The sequence below is a fragment of the Pseudomonas sp. NPDC087615 genome (assembly GCF_044743445.1).
GTDB classification, from domain to species: Bacteria; Pseudomonadota; Gammaproteobacteria; order Pseudomonadales; family Pseudomonadaceae; genus Aquipseudomonas; species Aquipseudomonas baetica_A.
Genome location: NZ_JBIUWM010000047.1, coordinates 1 through 22876 on the forward strand (window position 1 = coordinate 1; position 22876 = coordinate 22876).

The 22876-nt window shown below is 59.3% G+C and carries 19 protein-coding genes; 12 read left to right on the forward strand and 7 right to left on the reverse strand.

Annotated elements, in window-relative coordinates:
* Positions 1-262 (reverse strand): 50S ribosomal protein L21 (gene rplU / locus ACIOU6_RS20970; RefSeq protein ID WP_401138776.1); only part of this gene is annotated, 262 nt, incomplete at its 3' end.
* Between the two features lie 240 nt (positions 263-502).
* Between rplU and ACIOU6_RS20975 the strand changes: the two genes are divergently transcribed.
* The 3 genes from ACIOU6_RS20975 (at position 503) to ACIOU6_RS20985 (ending at position 2402) form a co-directional block, all read left to right on the forward strand.
* Positions 503-1471 carry a polyprenyl synthetase family protein gene (locus ACIOU6_RS20975; RefSeq protein ID WP_401138777.1) on the forward strand — a complete coding sequence of 323 codons (969 nt, stop codon included), beginning with the start codon at positions 503-505 and terminating at the stop codon, positions 1469-1471.
* A gap of 126 nt (positions 1472-1597) precedes the next feature.
* On the forward strand, positions 1598-1939 hold the full coding sequence (locus tag ACIOU6_RS20980; protein WP_339432764.1) for a zinc ribbon domain-containing protein YjdM: 342 nt from the start codon (positions 1598-1600) through the stop codon (positions 1937-1939).
* A 205-nt stretch (positions 1940-2144) separates the two neighbouring features.
* On the forward strand, positions 2145-2402 hold the full coding sequence (locus ACIOU6_RS20985) for a hypothetical protein (protein ID WP_221730106.1): 258 nt from the start codon (positions 2145-2147) through the stop codon (positions 2400-2402).
* Between the two features lie 130 nt (positions 2403-2532).
* On the opposite strand, the gene ACIOU6_RS20990 is transcribed toward ACIOU6_RS20985, so the two are convergent.
* The 3 genes from ACIOU6_RS20990 to ACIOU6_RS21000 form a co-directional block, all read right to left on the reverse strand.
* A complete protein-coding gene (locus ACIOU6_RS20990; RefSeq protein ID WP_221730107.1) occupies positions 2533-3150 on the reverse strand; it encodes an FKBP-type peptidyl-prolyl cis-trans isomerase in 618 nt (205 codons plus the stop codon).
* A gap of 122 nt (positions 3151-3272) precedes the next feature.
* Positions 3273-3578 carry a DUF6482 family protein gene (locus ACIOU6_RS20995; RefSeq protein WP_221730108.1) on the reverse strand — a complete coding sequence of 102 codons (306 nt, stop codon included), beginning with the start codon at positions 3576-3578 and terminating at the stop codon, positions 3273-3275.
* 134 nt (positions 3579-3712) lie between these two features.
* Positions 3713-4201 (reverse strand): TIGR00645 family protein, encoded by a 489-nt coding sequence (locus tag ACIOU6_RS21000; protein WP_221730109.1) that lies wholly within the window; start codon positions 4199-4201, stop codon positions 3713-3715.
* Between the two features lie 161 nt (positions 4202-4362).
* On the opposite strand from ACIOU6_RS21000, the gene ACIOU6_RS21005 reads away from it, so the two are divergent.
* Positions 4363-6192, forward strand: a complete 1830-nt coding sequence (locus ACIOU6_RS21005; protein ID WP_401138778.1) for a hypothetical protein — start codon at positions 4363-4365, stop codon at positions 6190-6192.
* Here the strand turns inward: ACIOU6_RS21005 and ACIOU6_RS21010 are convergent.
* Positions 6189-6509 carry a hypothetical protein gene (locus ACIOU6_RS21010; protein WP_095189336.1) on the reverse strand — a complete coding sequence of 107 codons (321 nt, stop codon included), beginning with the start codon at positions 6507-6509 and terminating at the stop codon, positions 6189-6191. The two genes, ACIOU6_RS21005 and ACIOU6_RS21010, sit on opposite strands and share 4 nt — an antisense overlap.
* A 327-nt stretch (positions 6510-6836) precedes the next feature.
* Positions 6837-9275, reverse strand: a complete 2439-nt coding sequence (locus ACIOU6_RS21015) for a Lon protease family protein (RefSeq protein ID WP_221730111.1) — start codon at positions 9273-9275, stop codon at positions 6837-6839.
* Between the two features lie 300 nt (positions 9276-9575).
* Between ACIOU6_RS21015 and ACIOU6_RS21020 the strand changes: the two genes are divergently transcribed.
* The 4 genes from ACIOU6_RS21020 to ACIOU6_RS21035 all read left to right on the forward strand — a co-directional run bounded on the left by ACIOU6_RS21020 (position 9576) and on the right by ACIOU6_RS21035 (position 13088).
* The gene (locus tag ACIOU6_RS21020) at positions 9576-10064 is read left to right on the forward strand and encodes a DUF3015 domain-containing protein (RefSeq protein ID WP_401138779.1); all 489 of its coding nucleotides are present in this window, start codon (positions 9576-9578) and stop codon (positions 10062-10064) included.
* Between the two features lie 95 nt (positions 10065-10159).
* Positions 10160-12013 (forward strand): DUF4105 domain-containing protein, encoded by a 1854-nt coding sequence (locus tag ACIOU6_RS21025; RefSeq protein WP_401138780.1) that lies wholly within the window; start codon positions 10160-10162, stop codon positions 12011-12013.
* Between the two features lie 152 nt (positions 12014-12165).
* A complete protein-coding gene (locus ACIOU6_RS21030) occupies positions 12166-12522 on the forward strand; it encodes a hypothetical protein (protein WP_401138781.1) in 357 nt (118 codons plus the stop codon).
* Between the two features lie 71 nt (positions 12523-12593).
* Positions 12594-13088, forward strand: a complete 495-nt coding sequence (locus ACIOU6_RS21035; protein WP_221730115.1) for a GreA/GreB family elongation factor — start codon at positions 12594-12596, stop codon at positions 13086-13088.
* 135 nt (positions 13089-13223) lie between these two features.
* Here the strand turns inward: ACIOU6_RS21035 and ettA are convergent, their stop codons facing one another.
* Positions 13224-14888, reverse strand: coding sequence for an energy-dependent translational throttle protein EttA (ettA, locus tag ACIOU6_RS21040; protein WP_401138795.1), 1665 nt, complete (start codon positions 14886-14888; stop codon positions 13224-13226).
* A 286-nt stretch (positions 14889-15174) separates the two neighbouring features.
* Here ettA and ACIOU6_RS21045 point away from each other — a divergent pair, with 286 nt between their 5' ends.
* The 4 genes from ACIOU6_RS21045 to ACIOU6_RS21060 all read left to right on the forward strand — a co-directional run bounded on the left by ACIOU6_RS21045 (position 15175) and on the right by ACIOU6_RS21060 (position 22860).
* Complete coding sequence (locus tag ACIOU6_RS21045) at positions 15175-19023, forward strand: bifunctional diguanylate cyclase/phosphodiesterase (protein WP_221730116.1); 3849 nt, start codon at positions 15175-15177, stop codon at positions 19021-19023.
* Between the two features lie 239 nt (positions 19024-19262).
* Complete coding sequence (gene glyA / locus ACIOU6_RS21050) at positions 19263-20516, forward strand: serine hydroxymethyltransferase (RefSeq protein WP_221730117.1); 1254 nt, start codon at positions 19263-19265, stop codon at positions 20514-20516.
* Positions 20517-20792: 276 nt separating this feature from the next.
* Positions 20793-22106, forward strand: coding sequence for a C4-dicarboxylate transporter DctA (locus ACIOU6_RS21055; protein ID WP_401138782.1), 1314 nt, complete (start codon positions 20793-20795; stop codon positions 22104-22106).
* 49 nt (positions 22107-22155) lie between these two features.
* Positions 22156-22860 (forward strand): FadR/GntR family transcriptional regulator, encoded by a 705-nt coding sequence (locus ACIOU6_RS21060; RefSeq protein ID WP_221730119.1) that lies wholly within the window; start codon positions 22156-22158, stop codon positions 22858-22860.
* Positions 22861-22876: the final 16 nt, after the last annotated feature.

Sequence of the window (22876 nt, forward strand, 5' to 3'; positions counted from 1 at the left end):
TAAGCTTCATTTGGTGATTACGACGACGTAACTTGATGATGCGTAATTGATCGTGAGGTCCTTGGGAGATCACTTCAGCCACAACAGTAGCGCCAGCAACAACTGGAGCGCCGATGTTTACGTCGTCGCCATTGGCAACCAACAGAACGCGATCAAAGGTAACGGATTCGCCGGTAGCGACTTCCAGTTTTTCGATCTTCAGGTATTCACCTGGGGCGACTTTGTACTGCTTGCCGCCAGTAACGATTACTGCATAAGACATGGTATTTCTCCGATAATCCTGCTCACCCAGCTCTTTATAAGAAGAGGTATTGGCTGGCATGGCTGCATGGGGCTGGAAGGCCCGCTTGCAATTGCGTAAGGCAGGTGCTGCCCAGGAAGTTCAGGGTGCGCGATTGTACGCAAGGCGCAGCAGGCTTGCAAGTAGCCGTCCATCGCGCCTTGACAGGTCTGGATGGGGGTCCTAGCATGCCGCGCAACCCTTCTGGAGCGACTCTCGCTGATGCAACCCCAAGCTTTCTACCGCGCGGTGGCGGACGATTTTAGCGCCGTCGACGGCATCATCAAGAAGCAGCTGACTTCCCGCGTACCGCTGGTATCGAAAATCGGCGACTACATCACGTCGGCCGGCGGCAAGCGTCTGCGTCCTTTATTGGTGTTGCTGTGTGGCAAGGCATTGGGTCGCGAAGGCGACGATATGCGTCTGCTGGCCGCCACCATCGAATTCCTGCACACCGCTACCCTGCTGCATGACGACGTGGTCGACATGTCCGGCATGCGCCGTGGCCGCTCGACCGCCAACGCCATGTGGGGCAATGCCCCGAGCGTGCTGGTCGGCGACTTCCTGTACTCGCGCTCGTTCGAAATGATGGTCGAACTGGGCTCGATGCAGGTGATGAAGATCCTGTCTCAGGCCACGCGCATCATCGCCGAAGGCGAAGTGCTGCAACTGTCCAAGGTGCGCGACGCCAGTACCACCGAAGAAACCTACATGGAAGTCATTCGCGGCAAAACCGCAATGCTCTTCGAAGCCTCGACCCACAGCGCCGCCGCGCTGGCCGGCGCCAGCGCCGAGCAGAGCGAAGCCCTGCGTACTTTCGGTGATCATCTGGGCGTGGCATTCCAACTGGTCGACGACTTGCTCGATTACAAGGGCGACGCTGAAACCCTGGGCAAGAACGTCGGTGACGATCTGGCCGAAGGCAAGCCGACCCTGCCGCTGATCTACACCATGCGCGAAGGCACGCCTGAGCAGGCTGCACTGGTGCGCCAGGCGATCCAGAAAGGCGGAATCGAAGATCTGGAAAGCATCCGCGCTGCCGTGGAAGCCTCCGGCTCGCTGGAGTACACCGCGCAACTGGCCCGCGATTATGTGGCCCGCGCGATCAAGTGCCTCGACGCACTGCCAGCCAGCGAATACCGCGACGCGCTGGTTGAACTGAGCGAGTTTGCGGTCGCCCGCACACACTGATCGCCACGTAATCAAAGAGCCGCAGCCTTCCTTCGAAGCCTGCGGCTTTTTGTTGCCTGCCCTATCTCGGTTAAAACCTTATACAATGTGCGACTTTTAGCGAACCACATCCCTCAAGGAGCCTTAGTGAGCACGTTGCCACCCTGCCCGAAATGCAATTCCGAATACACCTACGAAGACGGCACTCAACTGGTTTGCCCCGAGTGTGCCCATGAATGGTCGGCCAGCGGCGATACCGAAGTGGCCTCTGATGATGCCGTGAAGAAAGATTCGGTCGGCAACGTCCTGCAGGACGGCGACACCATCACCGTGATCAAGGACTTGAAGGTCAAGGGCACCTCGCTGGTGGTCAAGGTCGGCACCAAGGTCAAGAACATCCGCCTGTGCGATGGCGACCATGACATCGACTGCAAGATCGACGGCATTGGCCCGATGAAGCTCAAATCCGAGTTCGTCAGAAAAGTCTGAATCCGCTGTCATCCATCCCGCGCCAGCCGTGGGATGGAGTCTCTCCCTCCCCGCCCTGCCCCAATAAATCCAAGCAGTAGCCATACGCCAGCCGTTTTGACCTTACGCAACCTTTACCCGGAAAAAACCAGAAACGGCCAATAGACCCTTGCTATTTGACGAATAAGAATTATTCTCATTGAAAACCTACAAGGAGATGAGAACCATGACTTATTTGATCGACGCTTGGCTGGATCGCCCACATCCGTACCTCAGAATTCTGCATCGGGAAACCGGTGAAGTTTGTGCAGTGCTTGAGGAGGAAGCCCTGCATGAGTTGCAGGATCAGGGTGATCTGGATGTCAGCAGCCTGAACTCCAGCGAGCCGCTGGTATTAAAGGAGCTGGTGCGTAATCTGTTCCTGTTCTGCTACGCCCGGGCCTTGCGCCCGACCGGTGAGATGCACAACAAGATTGAAGTATGAAACGCGATAAAACCGTGGGAGCGAGCTTGCCCGCGAAAATGGAGTCTCAGGCAACACCAGGTGTACTCAAAGAACGCCTTCGCGAGCAAGCCCGCTCCCACATTAGCTTGTCATAAGGACAGGCCAGGTCTTACAGAACGTCCAGCAACTCGACATCGAATACCAGAACGCTGTGCGGCGGGATGCTGCCAACGCCTTGAGCGCCGTAAGCCAGTTCGCTCGGCACGTACAGACGCCATTTGCTGCCGGCATTCATCAGTTGCAGGGCTTCGGTCCAACCGGCGATCACGCCGCCGACCGGGAATTCGGCTGGCTGGCCACGCTCGTAAGAGCTGTCGAACACAGTGCCGTCGATCAGCGTGCCGTGGTAGTGAGTACGCACTTGATCTTCACGGGATGGCTTGGCGCCTTCACCCTGAGTCAGTACTTCAAATTGCAGGCCGGAAGCCAGAGTGGTGATGCCGTCGCGCTTGGCGTTTTCAGCCAGGAACGCCAGGCCTTCGCCAGCAGCCGCTTCAGCTTTTGCAGCCGCTTCGGCTTGCATGATTTCGCGGATGACCTTGAAGCTGGCGGACATTTCTTCCTGACCCACACGGCTTGGCTTACCGGCGAATGCGTCGGTCAGACCGGCCAGGATGGCATCCAGGCTAACGCCCGGTGGCGGGTTGTCACGCAGCTGGTCACCCAGCTGACGGCCGATGCCGTAGCTGACGCGAGTTTCGTCGGTGGACAGATTTACTTCGGACATGACACTGCTCCGCTGTGCGGACGGCCACAAGACTTGCCGTGCGTGCACAGCGCGTCCCGGCGCGCCCGGAACCAAAAGGGCGAGCAGACTAGCACAGATGCTCAGACGATGGGACGCAGCGCCTACAGGACCGAGCGCCAGGCGATCGGCAGCTTCAGGCTTTCCTCGCCACTGGCGCCAAGGCCACACATTTCATCGTGTACCGAGGTGTGTACGAGGTTGAACGGCAACACCGGGAAGTTATGCAACACATCCCGCGCATGCTCCACCGATCGCAGTGTCAGCAGGTTGCCCTTGAGATCACTCAACGGGTACGCCGCCCCATGCATCCGCGCTTCGAGCAGATAGATCCCGCCCTCCATGGAGATCAGGTTCAGCTCATCGACCTTGTTGGCGATGGCATACACATTCAACTCTTGCAGGTTCATGAACACACCTCACGCAGCGGCGAGCCAAGACCTCTACAGGGTTAGTCCCGCACGCACCAAAGCACAAGCCACAAACGGCACCGCCCGTCTGTTTCGCAACAGACGGGCGGTTTCTTGCAGCGCTCAAACCTTGATCAGTGCTTGGTGACCTTGTCGAGATAGCCCATGGCGAACGCCGAGACGACAAACGTCATGTGGATGATCACGTACCACATCAGATGTTCGGGATCGACGTTCCTGGCGTCCATGAAGATCCGTAGCAAGTGGATCGAGGAGATCGCCACGATCGAGGCCGCCACTTTCATCTTCAGCGAGGAAGAGTCCATGGTTCCGAGCCAGCTGAGTTTTTCCTTGCCTTCGTCGATGTCCAGTTCAGAGACGAAATTCTCGTAGCCGGAAATCATCACCATCACCAACAGGCCGCCCACCAGCGCCATGTCGATCAGCGACAGCAGTACCAGAATCAACTCCGATTCGGCCATCGAGAACACGTTGGGCAGGATATGGATGACTTCCTGAAAAAATTTCAACGCCAAAGCCAGCAGCCCGAGGGACAACCCGATATAGATCGGCGCCAGCAGCCAGCGCGAGGCGTACATTGCGTTTTCGATAAAGCGTTCCATTGAATCTCACACAAGGGGCTGGAAAATGGCGGCGAGTATACCAGCCACCGAAGACAGCCAGAAACTGCCCGCAAGTCCGGCACCTGCGTGTGTGTGCCAAAGTTTTTCTGCTAGTGTCCAAACCAATGACAGCCCCGTGACAGTGGACAGGACGCGTTGAAATGGATGTGCGATTGCCGATAACGATTGCCGGAATGTGCCTTGTGCTACTGATCAGTGGTTGCTCGCCCGGCGACGAGAAACACGCGGTCAGCCTTGAGGAAAAAACTGCAACGTTCGAACAGTCTCTCGACGCCATCACTGATCCGAAACTCAAGGACGCCGTCACCGAGCTCGGCGGCTCGCTGCTGTTGCTTGAGCGCGCACAGCTCAAACTCGAAGGCAATCCACTGCGCACCGAATATGGCGAGGACGCCCTCGGCGTGCTCAAGCACTACCCTACCCCGCAGACGCTGGTCGATACCTTCATCAATGGCCTGTTCGTGTTGCACAAGGACGCCAGTTCCGATTACCTCACCGACCTGCAACCGGTATTCCCGTTCAACCTCAACATTCCCGGCGGCTTCCTGTTTCCCCATCGTGTGGAATGGCAATCGGTGACGTTGAGTAACAAACGCGTCATCCCCTACCAGCCCGAGTGGTCGGAAACCGATCCCGGCATACAGCTCAGCCCGTCCAGTTCCAACGTCACCAACCCCGATGACCTGACCGTAACCTACCCGTTCATCGAAGGTCTGGATGTGGACAAGAAAAGTCAGCCGCAACCGGTGAGCCTGCAGGGCAAGGTTGAAGTCATCGCGCCGCGACGGCTGTGCAGTTTCGACCTGACGCAAAAGGACGTCGGCCAGACCCGCACCAACGACAACCTGAGCGTCAAACTGCTGAAGCTTGAAAAGAACTACGCCGAAGTTGAATTCAGCAACAACCTGCCCTTACCAGCGGAAGTCGCCGATTCGCAACTCAATCCGCTGATCGTTCAGGCCCGCGACGCCACCGGGCAATACCTGGTCCGCGCCGGTTCAATCAATGAAGGCCCGGAACAAGTAGCCTTCTACGAAAAACAACTGACGCACCTGCAACAACAGAAAACCTGGAGCGACACGCTGGAAAAGCAGCTCAGCGCCGATCAGCAAGCCTTCGAGCAACAACACCCGCAGCGCTATAGCAAGGTCTATTTCAACGGCCCGATCGAGACGCTGGAAGTCCGCGTGCTGGACTTCTCATCCGCCACCGTCACCCGCCAGTCGCTCGATCTCCCCATTCGCGCCTTTCATCAGCACACCACGGACAAAGCCATCCAGCCGCTGGTTCTGCCGGTGGTGGTGTATGACGATCTGGCCGCGAACTGGCTCAAGGGCGCGAGCCTGACTGAAGAACAGTTGAAAGCCGGCATCCGTGTCCATCAATCCGTGGAAGACCCCAGCGCCGCACGCATCGAGTTTTCCCATCGCCGCACCTTCAACGACGAGTTGCTCGGCGACGACTTCAACCCCGGCGAAAGCCCGGTGACGTTCTTCACCGAGAAACACAACGGCAAACTCGATGAGCCGATCGAACTGCCGCCCGAGGCCTATCAGGTCGATCCGCTGCGAGCGACGATCACTTACGATCTGAATCTGTTCCCGCAAACCCCAGCGATAGCCGTAGGCTCGATGCCGTTGTTTCTGGCAACGGTGGCCAAGCAAGCGTACGACGCCAAGTCCTTGCCCAAGGGTCTGGAGATCAAGAACAACGCGCTTGTGGTAGACCTGAAACGGATTCCGGCCAACGAATGGCGCTTCTTCGTCAAGGACGACAGCGGCAACTATCTCAAGCAGATTCTCTCGGTCAGCCACGATGCGAGCGCAGAGGGCCCGGCGTTGTTCGGCGTGCATTACTTCTATGGCCGCCCAACCCACGTGGAAACCTATCAGCGAACTGACCTCACCACCCTGCAATACGGCTTCGAGGTCAAACTCGACCCAGCGCAGTTGACCGACCCTGCGCTCTAACTGTTGAGACTCCGTCCGCGCCCCCCGTTGATCTGCCGAAGCTGGGCTTGCAGGTGCAGGCTCCAGATCTGCGGATCATCGGCCAGCTCATAGCCGTGCAGCGTCAGACTTTCGACGATGGTGTCGAGGATCGACTCGGCGGCGACTGGCCCGTGGAAAGGGCCCTGGGCTTTGATAGCGGAAGGTTGTTCACCGGCCATGCCGGCAGCGAAGAGCAGCGTCCACATGCCGGTATCGCCGGCCAACGGTTTGATGGCGCATTCGATACGGGTCACGAGACCCAGGCATTGACGGGTGAGGCAGAGGTTGCGCGACATGGCGGCGACCCTCGGTGAAGCCGGTATTCAGCCCTCACGGGAGGACTGGCTCGATCCAGTGATACTGTCGATATCCTTGAGCTGAGAATAGAAGAAAAGTTCGCCGCGCAAGCCGCACGAAACCAGAATGCGCCGAATGGTCATAGTGTGAATATTGGCGTCAGAGTAGTGGCACTTTCTATTGGATTCACCCTGAAAAATGTGGGAGGGGGCTTACTCCCGAAGGCAGTGTGTCAGGCAACAGATTCGTTGGCTGATACTCCGCCTTCGGGAGCAAGCCCCCTCCCACTGTTTTGATGCAATTGCAGTTTTTGACCCGGTTAAGGTTTACGCCGGCTTGGCTTCTACCAACGCCTCTTGCGCCAGCTCCTTCTCAGCCTCCTTCAAATCCTCTTCGCTGATCATCTCGGCAATCACCCGCAGACGCTCAACCACCCGCGCATTGACGCTGCCTTCAGGGAACTGACCGTCAGCATCCGGTTCACCGGCCGGCTCGCCAACCAGCAGGCTCAGCGCCTCGTCGGCCTGCCGCACCGCGTAAACGTGGAACTGCCCGGCGCGCACCGCCGCCAATACTTTTTCGTCGAGCATCAAGGTGGCGACGTTGGCCTGCGGAATGATCGCCCCCTGCTCGCCGGTCAGCCCACGTGCCTCGCAGAGGCGGAAGAAGCCTTCGATCTTCTCGTTGACCCCGCCAACTGCCTGCACTTCACCGAACTGGTTGATGGAGCCGGTGATCGCAAAGCATTGCTTGAGCGGTGTTTTCGACAGCGCCGAAATCAACGTGCAGGCCTCGCCCAACGAAGCACTGTCGCCATCGACGTAACCGTAGGACTGCTCAAGCGCGATGCTCGCGGAAATCGCCAACGGGAATTCCTGCGCATAACGACTGCCCAGATAGCCGGTGAGGATCATCACGCCTTTGGAGTGAATTGGCTGACCGAGGTTGACCTCACGCTCGATGTCAACGATCCCGCTGCCGCCCGGATACACCGTGGCGGAAATCCGCGCCGGCACACCGAACGCCGAGTCGCCGACTTCGAGCACGGTCAGACCGTTGCACTTGCCGACCGCCGCACCGTCGGTATCGATCAGGATGATCCCGGCGAGCATGTCGTCGAGAATCCGCGCCGACACACGCCCGGTGCGAGTGGCCTTGGCTTTCAGCGCACGCTCGATATGCCCGGCATCGGTCATTTCATCGCCGGCCAGATGACGGATGAAATCCGCCTCGCTGACCAACTGGAACAGATCACCGATACGCGCCGACAAGCGCCCCTGATGCTCGGCCAGACGGGCGCTGTACGTCGCCAGACGCGCGACCGCATCGGCGGTCAAAGGCGCCATGCCTTCTTCAGAAGTGCGGGTTTTGAGCAACTGGGCGAATTGCTCCAGGCTCTCGTCGACCATCGGAATGTCTTCGTCGAAGTCGACCAGAACGCGGAACATCTCCTGGAAGTCCGGATCGAGGTCTTGCAGCGTGTAATACAGCGAACGTGCGCCGATGATGATGACTTTGACCTGCAACGGGATGTGCTGCGGGTTGAGGGTCACGGTGGCGAAGCGGCCCATCTCGCCCAGCGGCGATTCCATTTTCAGCTTGCGCGATTGCAGGGCGCGCTTGAGCGCATCCCACACGAATGGCTCGCTGAGCATTTTTTCCGCTTCAAGAATCAGGAAGCCGCCGTTGGCGCGGTGCAGCGCGCCTGGACGCAACTGGCGATAGGTGGTGTAGAGCGCGCCCTGATCGGTGGTGTACTCGATGCGACCGAACAGGTTTTCGTAAGTCGGGTGCGGCTCGAATACCACTGGCGCGCCGCCGCTGGCCGGATGCCCAACCATCAGACTTGGTGCGTATTGCTCTTCCAGCAGTTTGCGCGCAACGGCGTCAGTCTTGCTGTCATCGACCAGTTGCTCGACCACGGTTTTGAGCAGGTACACCTGCATCGCTTGCAGGTAACCGCAGACGGCGGCGTTCTCCGCGTACTTCTCCGACAGGGGCGACAGCAGCGGCTGCAAGGCCAGGGTGATGGTTTCTTCGTTGAGCTGACGCAGTTGGTTATTCGACTCACGCTTCCACTGCGGCAGGCTGGCGAGTTCTTCGTTCAGACGTTCTTCGAGACCGGAGATGTCATCGTGAAAACGTTCGCGATCCGTTTCCGGCAATTGCGAAAACTCAGCCTCATCCAGCGCCTTGCCGTCGAGCATCGGCGTGAAGGCGATGTTGCTGCTGTCGCGGTACAGGGCGACGTCTTTTTCCAGGGCCAGACGCTCGATGATATCGAGGGCCTTGTCGTAGCGCCGGTTGAAAGCGCGGTCGATGGCGCTTTTCTTTTGCTGGTAGGACGGATGTTCGAACACGGCCGGGAAGGTCGCCAGCAGATTGTCGATCAAGCCGTTGATGTCACCGATAAACGAGCCGGCCGTACCCGAAGGCAACTCAAGAACGCGAGGCTCGCGAGGTTCGTCGAAATTATTGACATAGACCCAGTCCGCCGGGGTCTGCAGGCGTTTGCCTTCGGCTTTCAGGTAGCGTTTGACGAACGAGAAGCGACCGGTGCCGGGCTCGCCCATGACGAATACGTTGTAACCGGGGCGCGGCATGGCCACACCGAACTGCAAGGCTTCGACCGCACGTTCCTGGCCGAGTACACCGCGAAAGGGCTCCAGATCATTGGTGGTAGTGAAGCTGAACTGTTCAGCGGAAAACGGACGGGTCAGCGCTTCGGGCGCTATACGCAGGCTGGCAGCAACAGGATCAGGCATCGGGCTTCCTTAACAATCAGGCGGGGCAGATAGCGGCATTCTGGCGCCGCCCGTGCCCCACTGGCAAGGCGCGCCCTATGACAAAGCATAGACAAACGGTCGGCCCCACCCCCGCCCCCGTGAAATCGGGGTTATCGCCAAATCTTTTGTAAAAACTCACGGAACCCCAGGAACGTGCCTAAACTCCAAACTGCGCGGCTGGAACTAATACCGGCCCACTGGCGCTTTCAGGATCTGTTCTGTACAGAGCTTGGGGGCCAGAACCCTGTCCATTGGTATGCACACAAAGAGAACAAAGCTATGAAACGGATTCTTCTCGGTACTCTCTTCACCGCTGTATCCATCAACGCAATGGCGCAAGCCCCGGGCGGCCCGGATTGCGGTTGGGGCAACATGCTGTTCGAAGGTCAGCGTGGCACCCCGGCTCACTTCCTGGCCTCCACCACCAACGGCACTTCCGGTAATGCCACGTTCGGTATGACGTCCGGCACCAACGGTTGCTCGACCAACGCGTCGCTGACCTACGGCGGCAAATCCTGGATTGCCATGAATGGCATGATGAACGAGCTGTCCGAAGACATGGCAAAAGGCAACGGCGAAGCGCTGACGACCTATGCCGTGGTCCTGGGCGTGGCGCCGCAAGACCGCGCGCGCTTCGCTGCCGTCACTCACGAGCACTTCCAGCAGATCTTCAGCAAGGCTGACGTGACCGCTGAAGACGTGCATACCAACACCCTGGCCGTTCTGAAGTCAGACCCACGTCTGGCCAAGTACGCCACTCAGGCTTAAGCTCGACCCCACCCGCTTCTTTCGGGAAGCGGGTTTTGTTTTTTCGGCCCGTCCCTCTTTGGGTCTTTTTTTCTTTCCTGTTTAAGTTGCCGACTATGCTCAAACGCCTTGCCTGGCTGGCGCTCTGTGTCTGCGCCCCGCTGTCCGCCGCGCCAAACATCGACCCTCAACGTTTGCAGCAACTGGCCAATGACCGCTTCTGGATTTCCCTCGGCCACTACGAAACCGCCAAGCTCGGCGGCTGGCGCAGCTATGTCAGCGACAAGAAGTTCTTTCTCGCGCCCGATGGCAATGAACATCCCGACCATGAACTGGCCGCCACGGTACAAGCGCTGTACGCCCCGGCCAGCCTCGGCGAGCAGCACGCGCAATGTGTTTACCCGGCCCGCACGCGCTGGCTCAAAACGCAACTCAACCTGAGCGATCTGCCGACGCCTGCGTGTGCCGAGTACAAAAAGTGGTTCAAGGACGTCTCGCCGCACAGCGCGGTGATGATCTTCCCGGCGGCTTATCTCAACAGCCCGTCATCGATGTTCGGCCACACGTTGCTGCGCATCGATCAGGCTGACGTGCAGACCGACAAGACCTCGCTGCTCAGTTACGCCATCAACTTCGGCGCCTACATCGAAGGTTCGGACAACAGCATTCTGTATGCCTGGAAAGGCTTGATGGGGGGCTACCCGGGGCTGTTTGCGCTGGTGCCGTATCAGGAAAAACTCTCCGAATACCGCAGCCTGGAAAACCGCGACTTATGGGAGTACCGGCTCAATCTGACGCAAGAAGAAACCGCGCGCATGGTCGAGCATGTGTGGGAACTCAAGCAGATCCAGTTCGACTATTTCTTCTTCGACGAAAACTGCTCCTACCGCTTGCTCGAATTGCTGCAGGTCGCGCGACCGAGTTTGCGCCTGACCGAACAATTCCCGCTGACGGCAATTCCCACCGACACGGTCAAAGCGGTGAAAGAAGCCGGGTTGGTGGAAAGCATTCAATACCGCCCCTCTCGTGAACGCGAACTGCTCAGTCGCGCCGAGCCTTTGACCGATGACGAACAGGCGTGGGTGCTGAAAGTCAGCGCCGATCAACAGCAACTGCAAGACCCGACATTCAAGGCTCTGCCTCGCGAGCGCCAAGCCCTGATCATCGACGCGGCGTATCGTCTGGAACGCTACCGCGCCAACGGCCAGGAGCGCGATCCGCAACGAGCGCAACGCAGTTTCGAACTGCTGCGGGCAATCAACAAGAACCCCGCACCCGAGCTGGACATTGCGCAACCGGGCCTGCCTGAAGACGGCCACGAATCGCGCACCTGGCAGGCCGGTCTCGGCACCCGTGGTGATCGTGCGTTCGGCGAGTACGGCTTGCGCATGGCCTATCACGACCTCAACGACAACGCCGAAAGTTTCCCGCTCGGCGCGCAGATCGAAATCCTGCAAATGAAGCTGCGCCAGTACGAAGGCAATCACTGGCAATTCCAGCAACTGGATCTGGCGACCATTCGCTCGCTGACGCCGCGCAATGAGCTTTTGCAGCCGCTGTCGTGGCAAGTCACGGGGGGGCTTGAGCGTGTGCCGGGCAAGCATGATGACGAAACCCTGGTCAGCCACGTCAACGGTGGCGGCGGTGGTACGTGGCAGTTGGGCGAAGATGTGCTTGGTTTTGCCCTGGGCACGGTACGTATCGAACACAACAATGACTTCGCCGGTTTCATTGCGCCGGCCGCAGGTTTCAACAGCGGCGTGCTGTGGAAAAACCCGCTGGGCAACCTGAGTCTGGAGGCCAAGGGTGATTACTTCACCAACGGTGAAGTGCGCCGCAGCCTGAGTCTGAATCAGCAGTGGGAATTGTCGCGCAACCTTGGTTTGCGCCTGAGTGCGCAACGCGAGTTCAGTCATCTGGCCACGCCTGAAACCGAAGTCATGCTTGAGGTGAAGTGGTATCACTACTGATCTGAAGCCCAGCAAATAACCCCTGTGGGAGCAAGCCCGCTCCCACAGGGATCTGCGGTGTTCAACGAATTACTCACACACCTTTCACCAATACCCAACGAATCCCCTTCTAGACTTTCCCTATCAGCCGAGAACCGGCGCGGGAGAGTGCGATGTGGCGGTGTGCGGGTTTGCTAGGTCTTTTGCTGTTGCTGGGCGGTTGCCAGACCACTCACGAAGATTTGATCGCCAAAGGTTACCCACCGGCCTTCGCCGACGGTTTTGATGACGGTTGTGTCAGCGGCCGGCAAGCCGCCGGCTCGATCAGCGGCGAATTCCGCAAGAACGTGCCGCGTTACCTCAACGACAACCAATACGCCGAAGGCTGGACCGACGGCTTTCGCCAGTGTCAGGCGATGCTGGAAAACAAGGGGCGCGAAGAGTATCGCAACGAACACTGGGACGAACGCGAACGCGCCTGGCAGCGCCAGAAAGATCAGGACGCCGGGCGGGCTTATCGCTCGCAGTAGGTCGCATCCAGACATCCAGTGAAACCAAATGCCGGTAACCATGGCCCAAACTCTATGAAGAGGAGGACACCATGAGCCGCGCTTTCGTCAACGAAGACAACGCCGCCGCGCAAGCCGATCAGCCCGTCGAACGGCAGGTCAGCACGCAACCCAATTACGTCACGCCGCAGGGGCTAGCCCAGTTGCAGGCGAAAGTCGCCGAGCTGCAAGCCCTGCACGCCGAGCAATCGGCCAAAGGTGAACAGGCTGACAAACAGCGTCTGGCCGATCTTGAACGGGATCTGCGTTACTTCAATCAACGTCTGGGCAGTGCACAAGTCGCCGTCGCCGCGACCTCTACCGACAAGGTGCAGATCGGCAGTTGGGTGACCTATGCCGACGAACACAACACCGAACGCCGCGTGCAACTGGTGGGTGAAGACCAGGCCGACGCCGCCAAAGGCTTGATCAACTGGGGCTCACCACTGGGCCGAGCACTGCTCGGCGCCCAGCTTAACGACGAGGTGCTGTGGCAGCGCCCCGCCGGTGACCAACTGATTGAAGTGATCCGTGTCGAACCGGCGTAAACCACGCCTTGGGCCCACATCGCATCGGCGACCAATGTCGGCCACCTCACCGGCCGCCTACCAAAGCCCTACTAAAAAACCAGGCACAAAAAAGCGGAGCCCGAAGGCTCCGCTTTTTATGCAACTCGCCCAATATCAGGCCAGTTTTTTGTGGCGTACCCGGTGTGGCTGGGCAGCCGCTTCGCCGAGGCGCTTTTTGCGATCGGCTTCGTACTCGGTGTAGTTGCCTTCGAAGAACACCGCTTGGGAGTCGTCTTCGTACGCCAGGATGTGCGTCGCGACGCGGTCAAGGAACCACCGATCGTGAGAGATCACAATGGCGGCGCCCGGGAAGTCCATCCGGTCTTCTTCCAGCGATCGCAGGGTTTCAACGTCGAGGTCGTTGGAAGGTTCGTCGAGCAGCAGGACGTTGCCGCCCTCCTTCAGGGTCAGCGCCAGGTGCAGACGACCGCGCTCACCACCGGACAGGTCCTTGACGAACTTCTGCTGATCGCCGCCCTTGAAGTTGAAGCGACCGACGTAGGTACGCGACGGAATCTCGTAGTTGCCGATGCGGATCTGGTCCGAACCGTCGGAGATCTGCTGGAACACCGTCTTGCTGCCGTCGAGGTCTTCGCGGCTCTGATCGACGCACGCCAGTTGCACGGTTTCGCCGACTTCGATGGAGCCCGAATCCGGCGTTTCCTTGCCCATCAGCATGCGGAACAGGGTCGACTTACCGGCACCGTTACCGCCAATCACGCCGACAATGGCGCCTTTAGGCATGGAGAACGACAGGTTGTCGATCAGCACGCGGTCGCCGTAGCCCTTGGTGACGTTCTTGAACTCGATGACCTTGTCGCCCAGGCGCGGACCGGCCGGGATGTAGATCTCGTTGGTTTCCGAACGCTTCTGGAATTCCTGCGATTGCATTTCTTCGAAGCGTTGCAGACGAGCCTTGGATTTCGACTGGCGGGCCTTGGCGCCTTTGCGCACCCACTCCAGTTCTTCTTTCATGGCTTTTTCGTGAGCCGACTGCTGCTTGGATTCGGCCGCCAGACGATCGGACTTGGCTTCAAGCCAACCCGAATAGTTGCCCTCGTAAGGAATGCCCGCGCCGCGGTCGAGTTCCAGAATCCAGCCAGCGACGTTGTCGAGGAAGTAACGGTCGTGCGTGATCGCAACCACGGTACCCGGGAAGTCGTGCAGGAAGTGCTCCAGCCATGCCACGGAGTCAGCGTCCAAGTGGTTGGTCGGTTCGTCGAGCAGCAGCATGTCCGGGGCGGACAGCAGCAGACGGCACAGGGCCACACGGCGCTTTTCACCACCGGACAGGAATTCGACCTTGGCATCCCACGCCGGCAGACGCAGCGCATCGGCGGCAACTTCCAGTTGGCGATCCAGGTTGTGACCGTCGCTGGCTTGCAGGATGGCTTCGAGCTTGGCCTGTTCAGCCGCCAGTTTGTCGAAGTCGGCATCTTCTTCAGCGTAAGCCGCGTAGACCTCGTCCAGGCGCGCCTGGGCGTTCTTGATCACGCTGACCGCTTCCTCGACCACTTCACGCACGGTCTTGGTGGGGTCAAGTTGTGGCTCTTGCGGCAGATAACCGATGTTCAGGTCCGGCATCGGACGGGCTTCGCCCTCGAACTCGGTGTCGACGCCGGCCATGATTTTCAGCAGCGTGGACTTACCCGAACCGTTGAGGCCGAGTACGCCGATCTTGGCGCCGGGGAAGAACGACAGCGAAATGTTTTTGAGGATTTCCCGCTTCGGCGGAACAACTTTGCCCAGCCGATGCATGGTGAAGACGTATTGAGCCATGGAGAACCTTGGGTCAGTGACAGATGAATGATTGGAGCGCAGGCGATGCCCGGCCAGACCGTGCGCGTCGTTCACTTGATGTTGATCAATGCGTGCGCGCTGAAAAAAGTCTGAGTCTAGGAGCTGGAACGCTCCCGCGTAACGGGCAAAGCTACCTCAATGACCGGTGGCAGTCCAGCCGCACGGGGCTGGCACTTCGCCACGACTCAAGGCATGCTAGCCGCCCTTCGGGCGTCCGGCTTATAGTGCACGTCGCGCCAGTCCAGCCAAACCGCAGGATTACAGCTTGTCCAAAGTCACTCCGCCAGCCTCTGTGAGCAGCTCCCAACCGGCGCCAGGCTCGCCCCTGCGCGGAACATTAAAGGGTGCGCTGGCCACACTCGTGCTCTTGTTGCTGGCGTTGCTGTTCTGGCAATTGCTTGATCAATTGCACGAAACCCAGAAAAACCAGCGCCAATACACCATCGATTACACCGCCGACCTCGCCTCACAGGTCAGCCTGAACATGGCGCTGAACGCGCAAATCGCCCTCAATCTGCTACCGATCGTCGAACAACCGCAATCAACCGACGAACAGCAGGCGCTATTGCGCAAGCTTCAGAAATCGCTGCCGGACCTGCGCAGCCTGGCGTTGCTCAGCCCCTCCGGGAGAATCCTCAGCGACAGCAGTGCCGAAAGCTCCGACGCCGATTACCTTACCGAACTGGTACGCCGCAGCCGCTCCCAAGCGCACTACTTCAGCAATGCCGACGATGGCTCGGTGGTACATCTGTTGTTGCATCAGGCCAGCGGCAACGTTCGTGGTTATTGGGCACTGCGCCTGACCCCGACATTCTTCGACTCGTTGACCAAGCAGAGTGAAACCGGCCTGCGTCCGCTGTGGCTGGTGGAAAACCGCCTCAACCACCAGATCATCAGTCACGACGAAATACTGTCATCCGCCAAGCCAGGCGTGCTGAGTCCCGACGATCTGGCCAACACCGTGCTCACCGTTCCGCTGAGCAGCAGCGATTGGCAGTTGCGCGGGTTATTCGACCGCCAGCGCGTGCTCGAAGAATTGCTGCCCGCGTTCATCGGTAAATGCCTACTGGGCCTGGCCTTCTCGCTGCTGCCAGTGATCGCGCTGTTGAACATGCGTCGCCGTCAGCGCCAGGTCCATGAAGGGCGCCGGCGTTATCAGGACATCTTCGACGGCACCGGCGTCGCCTTGTGCGTGCTGGACCTGTCCGGCCTGAAACAGGTTTTCGACAAGGCGCAGATCCAGAGCAGCGATCAGCTCAAGGCCTGGCTCGACCAGCCGCAACAGCGTCAGCAGTTGTTGCAGGAATTGCGCGTCACCGAAGTCAATCAGGTGGCGCTTCAATTGCTCAACGTCAATTCCTGCGAGGACGCCTGGCAACTGTTGATCGACGGTCATCCGCACCCTCACTGCGCGATCGGCAATCAGGTACTCGACGCCGTACTTCAACAGCAAAGTCAGCTGGAACTGGAAATCAAACTGCCGGACATCAATGGTCGCGATCAACATCTGTGGATGGTTTTACGCCTGCCCCAGGAGCAGCACGACTATAAAGCGGTGATCCTGAGCATCAACGACATCACCAGCCGTAAACTCATCGAGCTGTCGCTACTGGAGCGCGAAGGCTTCTGGTCGGACGTGGTGCGTACCGTGCCGGATCATCTCTACGTGCAAGACGTGATCAGCCAACGGATGATTTTCAGCAACCACCACCTCGGCCAAACGCTGGGCTACAACCGCACCGAGCTGCATCAAATGGGCGAGTATTTCTGGGAAATACTCCTGCACCCGGAAGACGCCGACTATTACCATCGCTCGCGTCAGATGCAGCGACACGCCGGTTACAGCCAATTGCTTCAGTGCCAGTTGCGCTTCCGGCATCGCGACGGCGAATGGCGGCGTTTCGATATTCGTGAACAGGCGCTGGCCCGCGACAAACATGATCAGGTCACGCGGATCATCGGTGTGGCCAAAGACATCACCGAGCAAATTGAGGCCAGCGAATCGCTGCGCGACAGCGAGCAGCGCTACCGCATGCTCGCCGAAAGCATCAGCGACGTGATTTTTTCCACCGACAGCAAGCTCTCGCTGAACTACGTCAGCCCGTCAGTGCAAGCGGTGCTGGGTTACGACGCCGAGTGGATTTTCCAGAACGGCTGGCAATCGACCATCGCCAACCCACAGCAACTGAGCGGCATTTACACCCTGATGGATCGGGTCAGCAAGGCGCTGGACAAACCCGAGCAACTGGCAATGTTACGCAGCCAGGTGCAGACACAAATGTTCTTGTTCGACTGCCTGCGCGCCGATGGCCGCAAGATCCCGATCGAGTTGCGACTGGTGCTGGTGTGGGACGAGCACGGCGCGTTTGAAGGCGTGCTCGGCGTCGGCCGCGACATCAGCCAGCAGCGCCGCGCCGAGAAAGACCTGCGCATGGCGGCCACCGTATTCGAGCATTCGACGTCGGCGATCCTGATCACCGACCCGGCCGGGTACATCGTCCAGGCCAACGAAGCCTTCAGCCGCGTCAGTGGTTATGCGGTCAGCGAAGTGCTCGACCAGTTGCCGAACATGCTCACCGTCGACGAGCAACAGGATGCGCACCTGCGTTACGTGCTCAAGCAACTGCATCAGCACAACACCTGGGAAGGTGAGGTTTGGCTCAAGCGCCGCAATGGCGAGCATTACCCGGCGTGGGTCGGCATCACCGCCGTGCTCGATGACGAGGGCGACCTGGCCAGTTACGTGTGCTTCTTTAGCGACATCAGTGAGCGCAAGGCCAGCGAGCAACGGATTCATCGCCTCGCCTACTACGACGCCCTGACCCACCTGCCGAACCGCACGCTGTTCCAGGATCGTCTGCACACCGCGCTGCAATCGGCGGACCGGCAAAAGTCCTGGGTGGTGTTGATGTTCCTCGACCTCGACCGCTTCAAACCGATCAACGACTCCCTCGGCCACGCCGCCGGCGACCGCATGCTCAAGGACATGGCCACGCGCCTGCTGGCCTGCGTCGACGATGACGACACCGTGGCGCGGATGGGCGGCGACGAATTCACCTTGCTGCTGCAACATCGCTCCAGCCGCGAGATGGCGCTGAACCGCGCGATCCATGTGGCCGAGCAAATTCTTGCGAGTCTGGTGCGACCGTTCGTGCTTGAAGGTCGCGAATTCTTCGTCACCGCCAGTATCGGCATCGCCTTGAGCCCGCAGGATGGCAACGAGCTCAGCCAGTTGATGAAAAACGCCGACACCGCGATGTACCACGCCAAGGAACGCGGCAAGAACAACTTCCAGTTCTATCAGGCCGACATGAACGCCAGTGCGCTTGAGCGCCTGGAGCTGGAAAGCGACCTGCGCCATGCCTTGGAGCAGAACGAATTCGTCCTGTATTACCAGCCGCAATTCAGTGGCGACGGCAAACGCCTGACCGGCGCCGAAGCGCTGCTGCGCTGGCGTCATCCGCGTCGCGGACTGGTGCCGCCGGGAGATTTCATTCCGGTACTGGAAGAACTCGGGCTGGTGGTGGACGTCGGTGATTGGGTGATCGGCGAGGCGTGTCGCCAGCTCAAGACCTGGCACCAGAACCGCGTGCGTGTGCCCAAAGTGTCGGTGAACATCTCGGCGCGGCAATTCTCCGACGGCCAACTTGGCACGCGAATCGCCAATATCCTCAAGGAAACCGGCCTGCCGCCGGCGTGCCTGGAGCTGGAACTGACCGAAAGTATCCTGATGCGCGAAGTCTGCGAGGCGATGCAGATTCTCGACGGGCTGAAAAACCTCGGCCTGAGCATTGCAGTCGATGACTTCGGCACCGGTTACTCATCGCTCAACTACCTCAAGCAGTTCCCGATCGACGTGCTGAAGATCGACCGCACCTTCGTTGACGGGTTGCCGTCCGGCGAGCAGGACGCACAGATTGCCCGGGCGATCATCGCCATGGCCCACAGCCTGAACCTGGCGGTGATCGCCGAAGGTGTGGAAACCCATGAGCAATTGGACTTCCTGCGTGAGCATGGCTGCGATGAGGTGCAGGGGTATCTGTTCGGACGGCCAATGCCGGCGAGCCGGTTTGAAGCGCAGTTCAGTAACGATGCGCTCTTCATGTTCGACTGAAAATCTGTGGCGCGGCCTTCGCGAGCAGGCTCGCTCCCACAAGGATTGATGTCGATCACAAAATCGCAGGCTGGCCTCGGTTAGTGTGGGAGCGAGCCTGCTCGCGAAGGGGCCAGTAAAAGCACCGCACATCTGTCATGAATGCCACTTGTCTGCGACATGATGTCGTTTCATATGCCATCCAAAACCCATTGGGTTAGAATGCCCCCCTTTTCTGCCCCCGATCCTTGAGGACCGCCATGTTCAGCCGTGATTTGACTATTGCCAAGTACGACGCCGATCTTTTTGCCGCCATGGAGCAAGAAGCTCAGCGCCAGGAAGAACACATCGAGCTGATCGCTTCGGAAAACTACACCAGCCCTGCGGTGATGGAGGCTCAAGGCTCGGTACTGACCAACAAGTACGCCGAAGGTTATCCGGGCAAGCGCTACTACGGCGGCTGCGAGTTCGTCGACGTGGTTGAACAACTGGCCATCGACCGCGCCAAAGAACTGTTCGGCGCCGATTACGCCAACGTTCAGCCGCACGCCGGTTCCCAAGCCAACGCCGCTGTCTACCTGGCCCTGCTGCAAGGTGGCGACACCATTCTGGGCATGAGCCTGGCCCACGGCGGTCACCTGACCCACGGCGCCAGCGTTTCCTCCTCCGGCAAGCTGTACAACGCGGTGCAGTACGGCATCGACGCCAACGGCCTGATCGACTACGACGAAGTCGAGCGTCTGGCTGTTGAGCACAAGCCGAAAATGATCGTGGCCGGTTTCTCTGCCTACTCGCAGATTCTGGACTTCCCACGCTTTCGCGCGATCGCTGACAAGGTTGGCGCTTACCTGTTCGTCGACATGGCTCACGTGGCCGGTCTTGTCGCCGCGGGCGTCTACCCGAACCCGGTTCCTTTCGCTGACGTGGTGACCACCACCACCCACAAGACCCTGCGCGGTCCACGTGGCGGCCTGATCCTGGCTCGCGCCAACGCCGACATCGAGAAGAAGCTGAACTCCGCCGTATTCCCGGGCGCCCAAGGCGGCCCGCTGGAGCACGTGATTGCCGCTAAAGCGATCTGCTTCAAGGAAGCGCTGCAGCCTGAGTTCAAGACTTACCAGCAGCAAGTGGTGAAAAACGCCAAAGCCATGGCCGGCGTGTTCATCGAGCGCGGTTTCGACGTGGTCTCCGGCGGTACTGAAAACCACCTGTTCCTGCTGTCGCTGATCAAGCAGGACATCTCCGGTAAAGACGCCGACGCCGCGCTGGGCAAAGCGTTCATCACCGTGAACAAGAACTCCGTGCCTAACGATCCACGCTCGCCATTCGTCACCTCCGGCCTGCGCTTCGGTACTCCGGCTGTGACCACTCGCGGCTTCAAGGAAGCAGAGTGCAAAGAACTGGCCGGCTGGATCTGCGACATCCTGGCTGACCTGAACAACGAAGCGGTGATCGACGCCGTTCGTGAGAAAGTCAAAGCCATCTGCAAGAAACTGCCGGTCTACGGCGCTTAATTGCGACGTTAAACCCGCAGCATGAAGAACCGGCCAGTGATGGCCGGTTTTTTTTCGCCTGCAAAAAAGATTCGAGTCGACAACCGCTCAAGATCGGGGGATTGCGCGCAACTGGTCAGACCGGTCATGCCAATTCGTCATTTTTCACTTGCGATCCGTAAAAAACAGCGCCTAGACTGCGCCTGCACTGGACATACCGGTAAGACCACAATAATTAAGTCCTGAATCTGATGTGCCCAGCACACGGCAGCCAGGACACCGACCAGGATTCCTCCCATGCTCAGATGGTGCTCGCGTTCAATCTTCCTTCAAGTGGTTCTCGGACTGGTGCTCGGCATCGTCTGCGGGCTGACCCTTCCCGAATATTCCGCCCAGCTCAAACCCCTCGGCGACGGTTTCATCAAACTGATCAAGATGCTCATCGGCCTGATCGTGTTCTGCGTGGTGGTCAGCGGCATCAGTGGCGCGGGCGACCTGAAGAAGGTCGGGCGCATCGGCCTCAAGTCAGTCATCTATTTTGAAGTCCTCACCACCATCGCCTTGGTGATCGGCCTGGTGTTTGCGTTCAGCACCGGGATCGGCAGCGGCGCCAATATCCATCTGGAGCAACTGTCCGCCGCGGACATAGGCGACATCGCCGAACGCGGCCAGCACATACACACCACTACGCAGTTCCTGATGGATCTGATCCCGACCTCAGTCATCGGTGCCTTTGCCGACAACAACATTCTGCAAGTGCTGTTGTTCTCGGTGCTGTTCGGCAGCGCATTGAATCTGGTCGGCGAAGCCGCCTCGGGGATCTCACGGCTGATCAACGAGCTGAGCCATGTGATCTTTCGGATCATGGGCATGATCGTGCGTCTGGCGCCGATTGGCGTGTTCGGCGCCATCGCGTTTACCACCAGCAAATATGGCCTGGACTCGCTGCAACATCTGGGCAGTCTGGTCGGTTTGTTCTATCTGACGTGCATTGCCTTTGTCGCTTTGATTCTTGGCTTGGTAATGCGCTTGTCCGGACTGCGCCTGTGGCCGCTGCTCAAGTACCTGCGCGAAGAAATGCTGATCGTCATGGGCACCGCTTCGTCCGACGCCGTATTGCCGCAGATCATGCGCAAACTGGAGCACCTGGGCATCGGCAGCTCGACCGTCGGGCTGGTGATTCCGACCGGTTACTCGTTCAACCTCGACGGTTTTTCGATCTACCTGACCCTGGCCATCGTGTTCATCGCCAACGCCACCGGCACACCGCTGGCCATGACCGATCTGCTGACCATTCTGTTGGTATCGCTGATCACCTCCAAAGGTGCCCACGGTATTCCCGGTTCGGCGCTGGTGATCCTCGCCGCGACGCTGACAGCGATCCCCGCCATCCCGGTGGTCGGTCTGGTGTTGGTGTTGGCGGTGGACTGGTTCATGGGCATCGGCCGAGCGCTGACTAACCTGATCGGCAACTGTGTCGCCACCGTGGCCATTGCTCGTTGGGAAAAGGACATCGATGTGCAGCGAGCGAACAAGGTGCTCAGCGGTCAACAGGGCTACACCTTTCAACCGAGAAAACCGGTCGCTCAAGCAGCCGCCAAAGAATTTTGAATGACCGCCGTGCCTGCTCATCCGCAGGCACGGCTCATGGAGCGAATACGTGATCACCACATCAACCGTCGTCAACTCAGTCGTAGAAAAACTTCGGGCCGCGCTGGCCCGTGGTCAGTGGCGCTCCGGCGACATGCTGCCCGGCCAGCGCGAACTGGCCGAACAACTGGGCATCAGCCGCCCGAGCCTGCGCGAAGCTGTGATCGTGCTGGAAACCCTCGGCCTGGTGCGCTCGATGCCGGGCAAAGGCGTGGTGGTGCTCGACGCGCAACTGAGTGACAGCCAAAGCCACGACAGCGCAGTGGCCGGCGCCAGCCTCGAAGACGTGCTGCAACTGCGCTACACCCTGGAGCCGTTCATTGTCGGCCTCGTGGCCCAATCGATCAGCAGCAAGGAAGTCGGCCAGTTGCGCCTGACCCTGATGGACATGCGCGAAGCCCTGGAGGCCGGCGACAGCGAAGCCGGGGTCAGCGCCTACATCGCCTTCCACGAAGAATTGTTCACCCTGACCTCGAACCCGATCTTCCAGAGCGTGGTGCAACAAACCAGCAACGCCCTCAAACAAAGCGCTGACGTGCTGCGCAATTCCCCGGAACATCTGGCCGAACGCCTCGAAGAAAACGAAGCCGTGGTGCGCGCGATACGCGGCAAGAACAGCGCCCAGGCCAGCGCCGAGATGCGTCGACACATCCTGCGCGAAGGCCAGCGGATGGGCATCGAGCTGAACATTCCGGAAGACCACTTGAACACCTGAATTTCTTCACACTGGA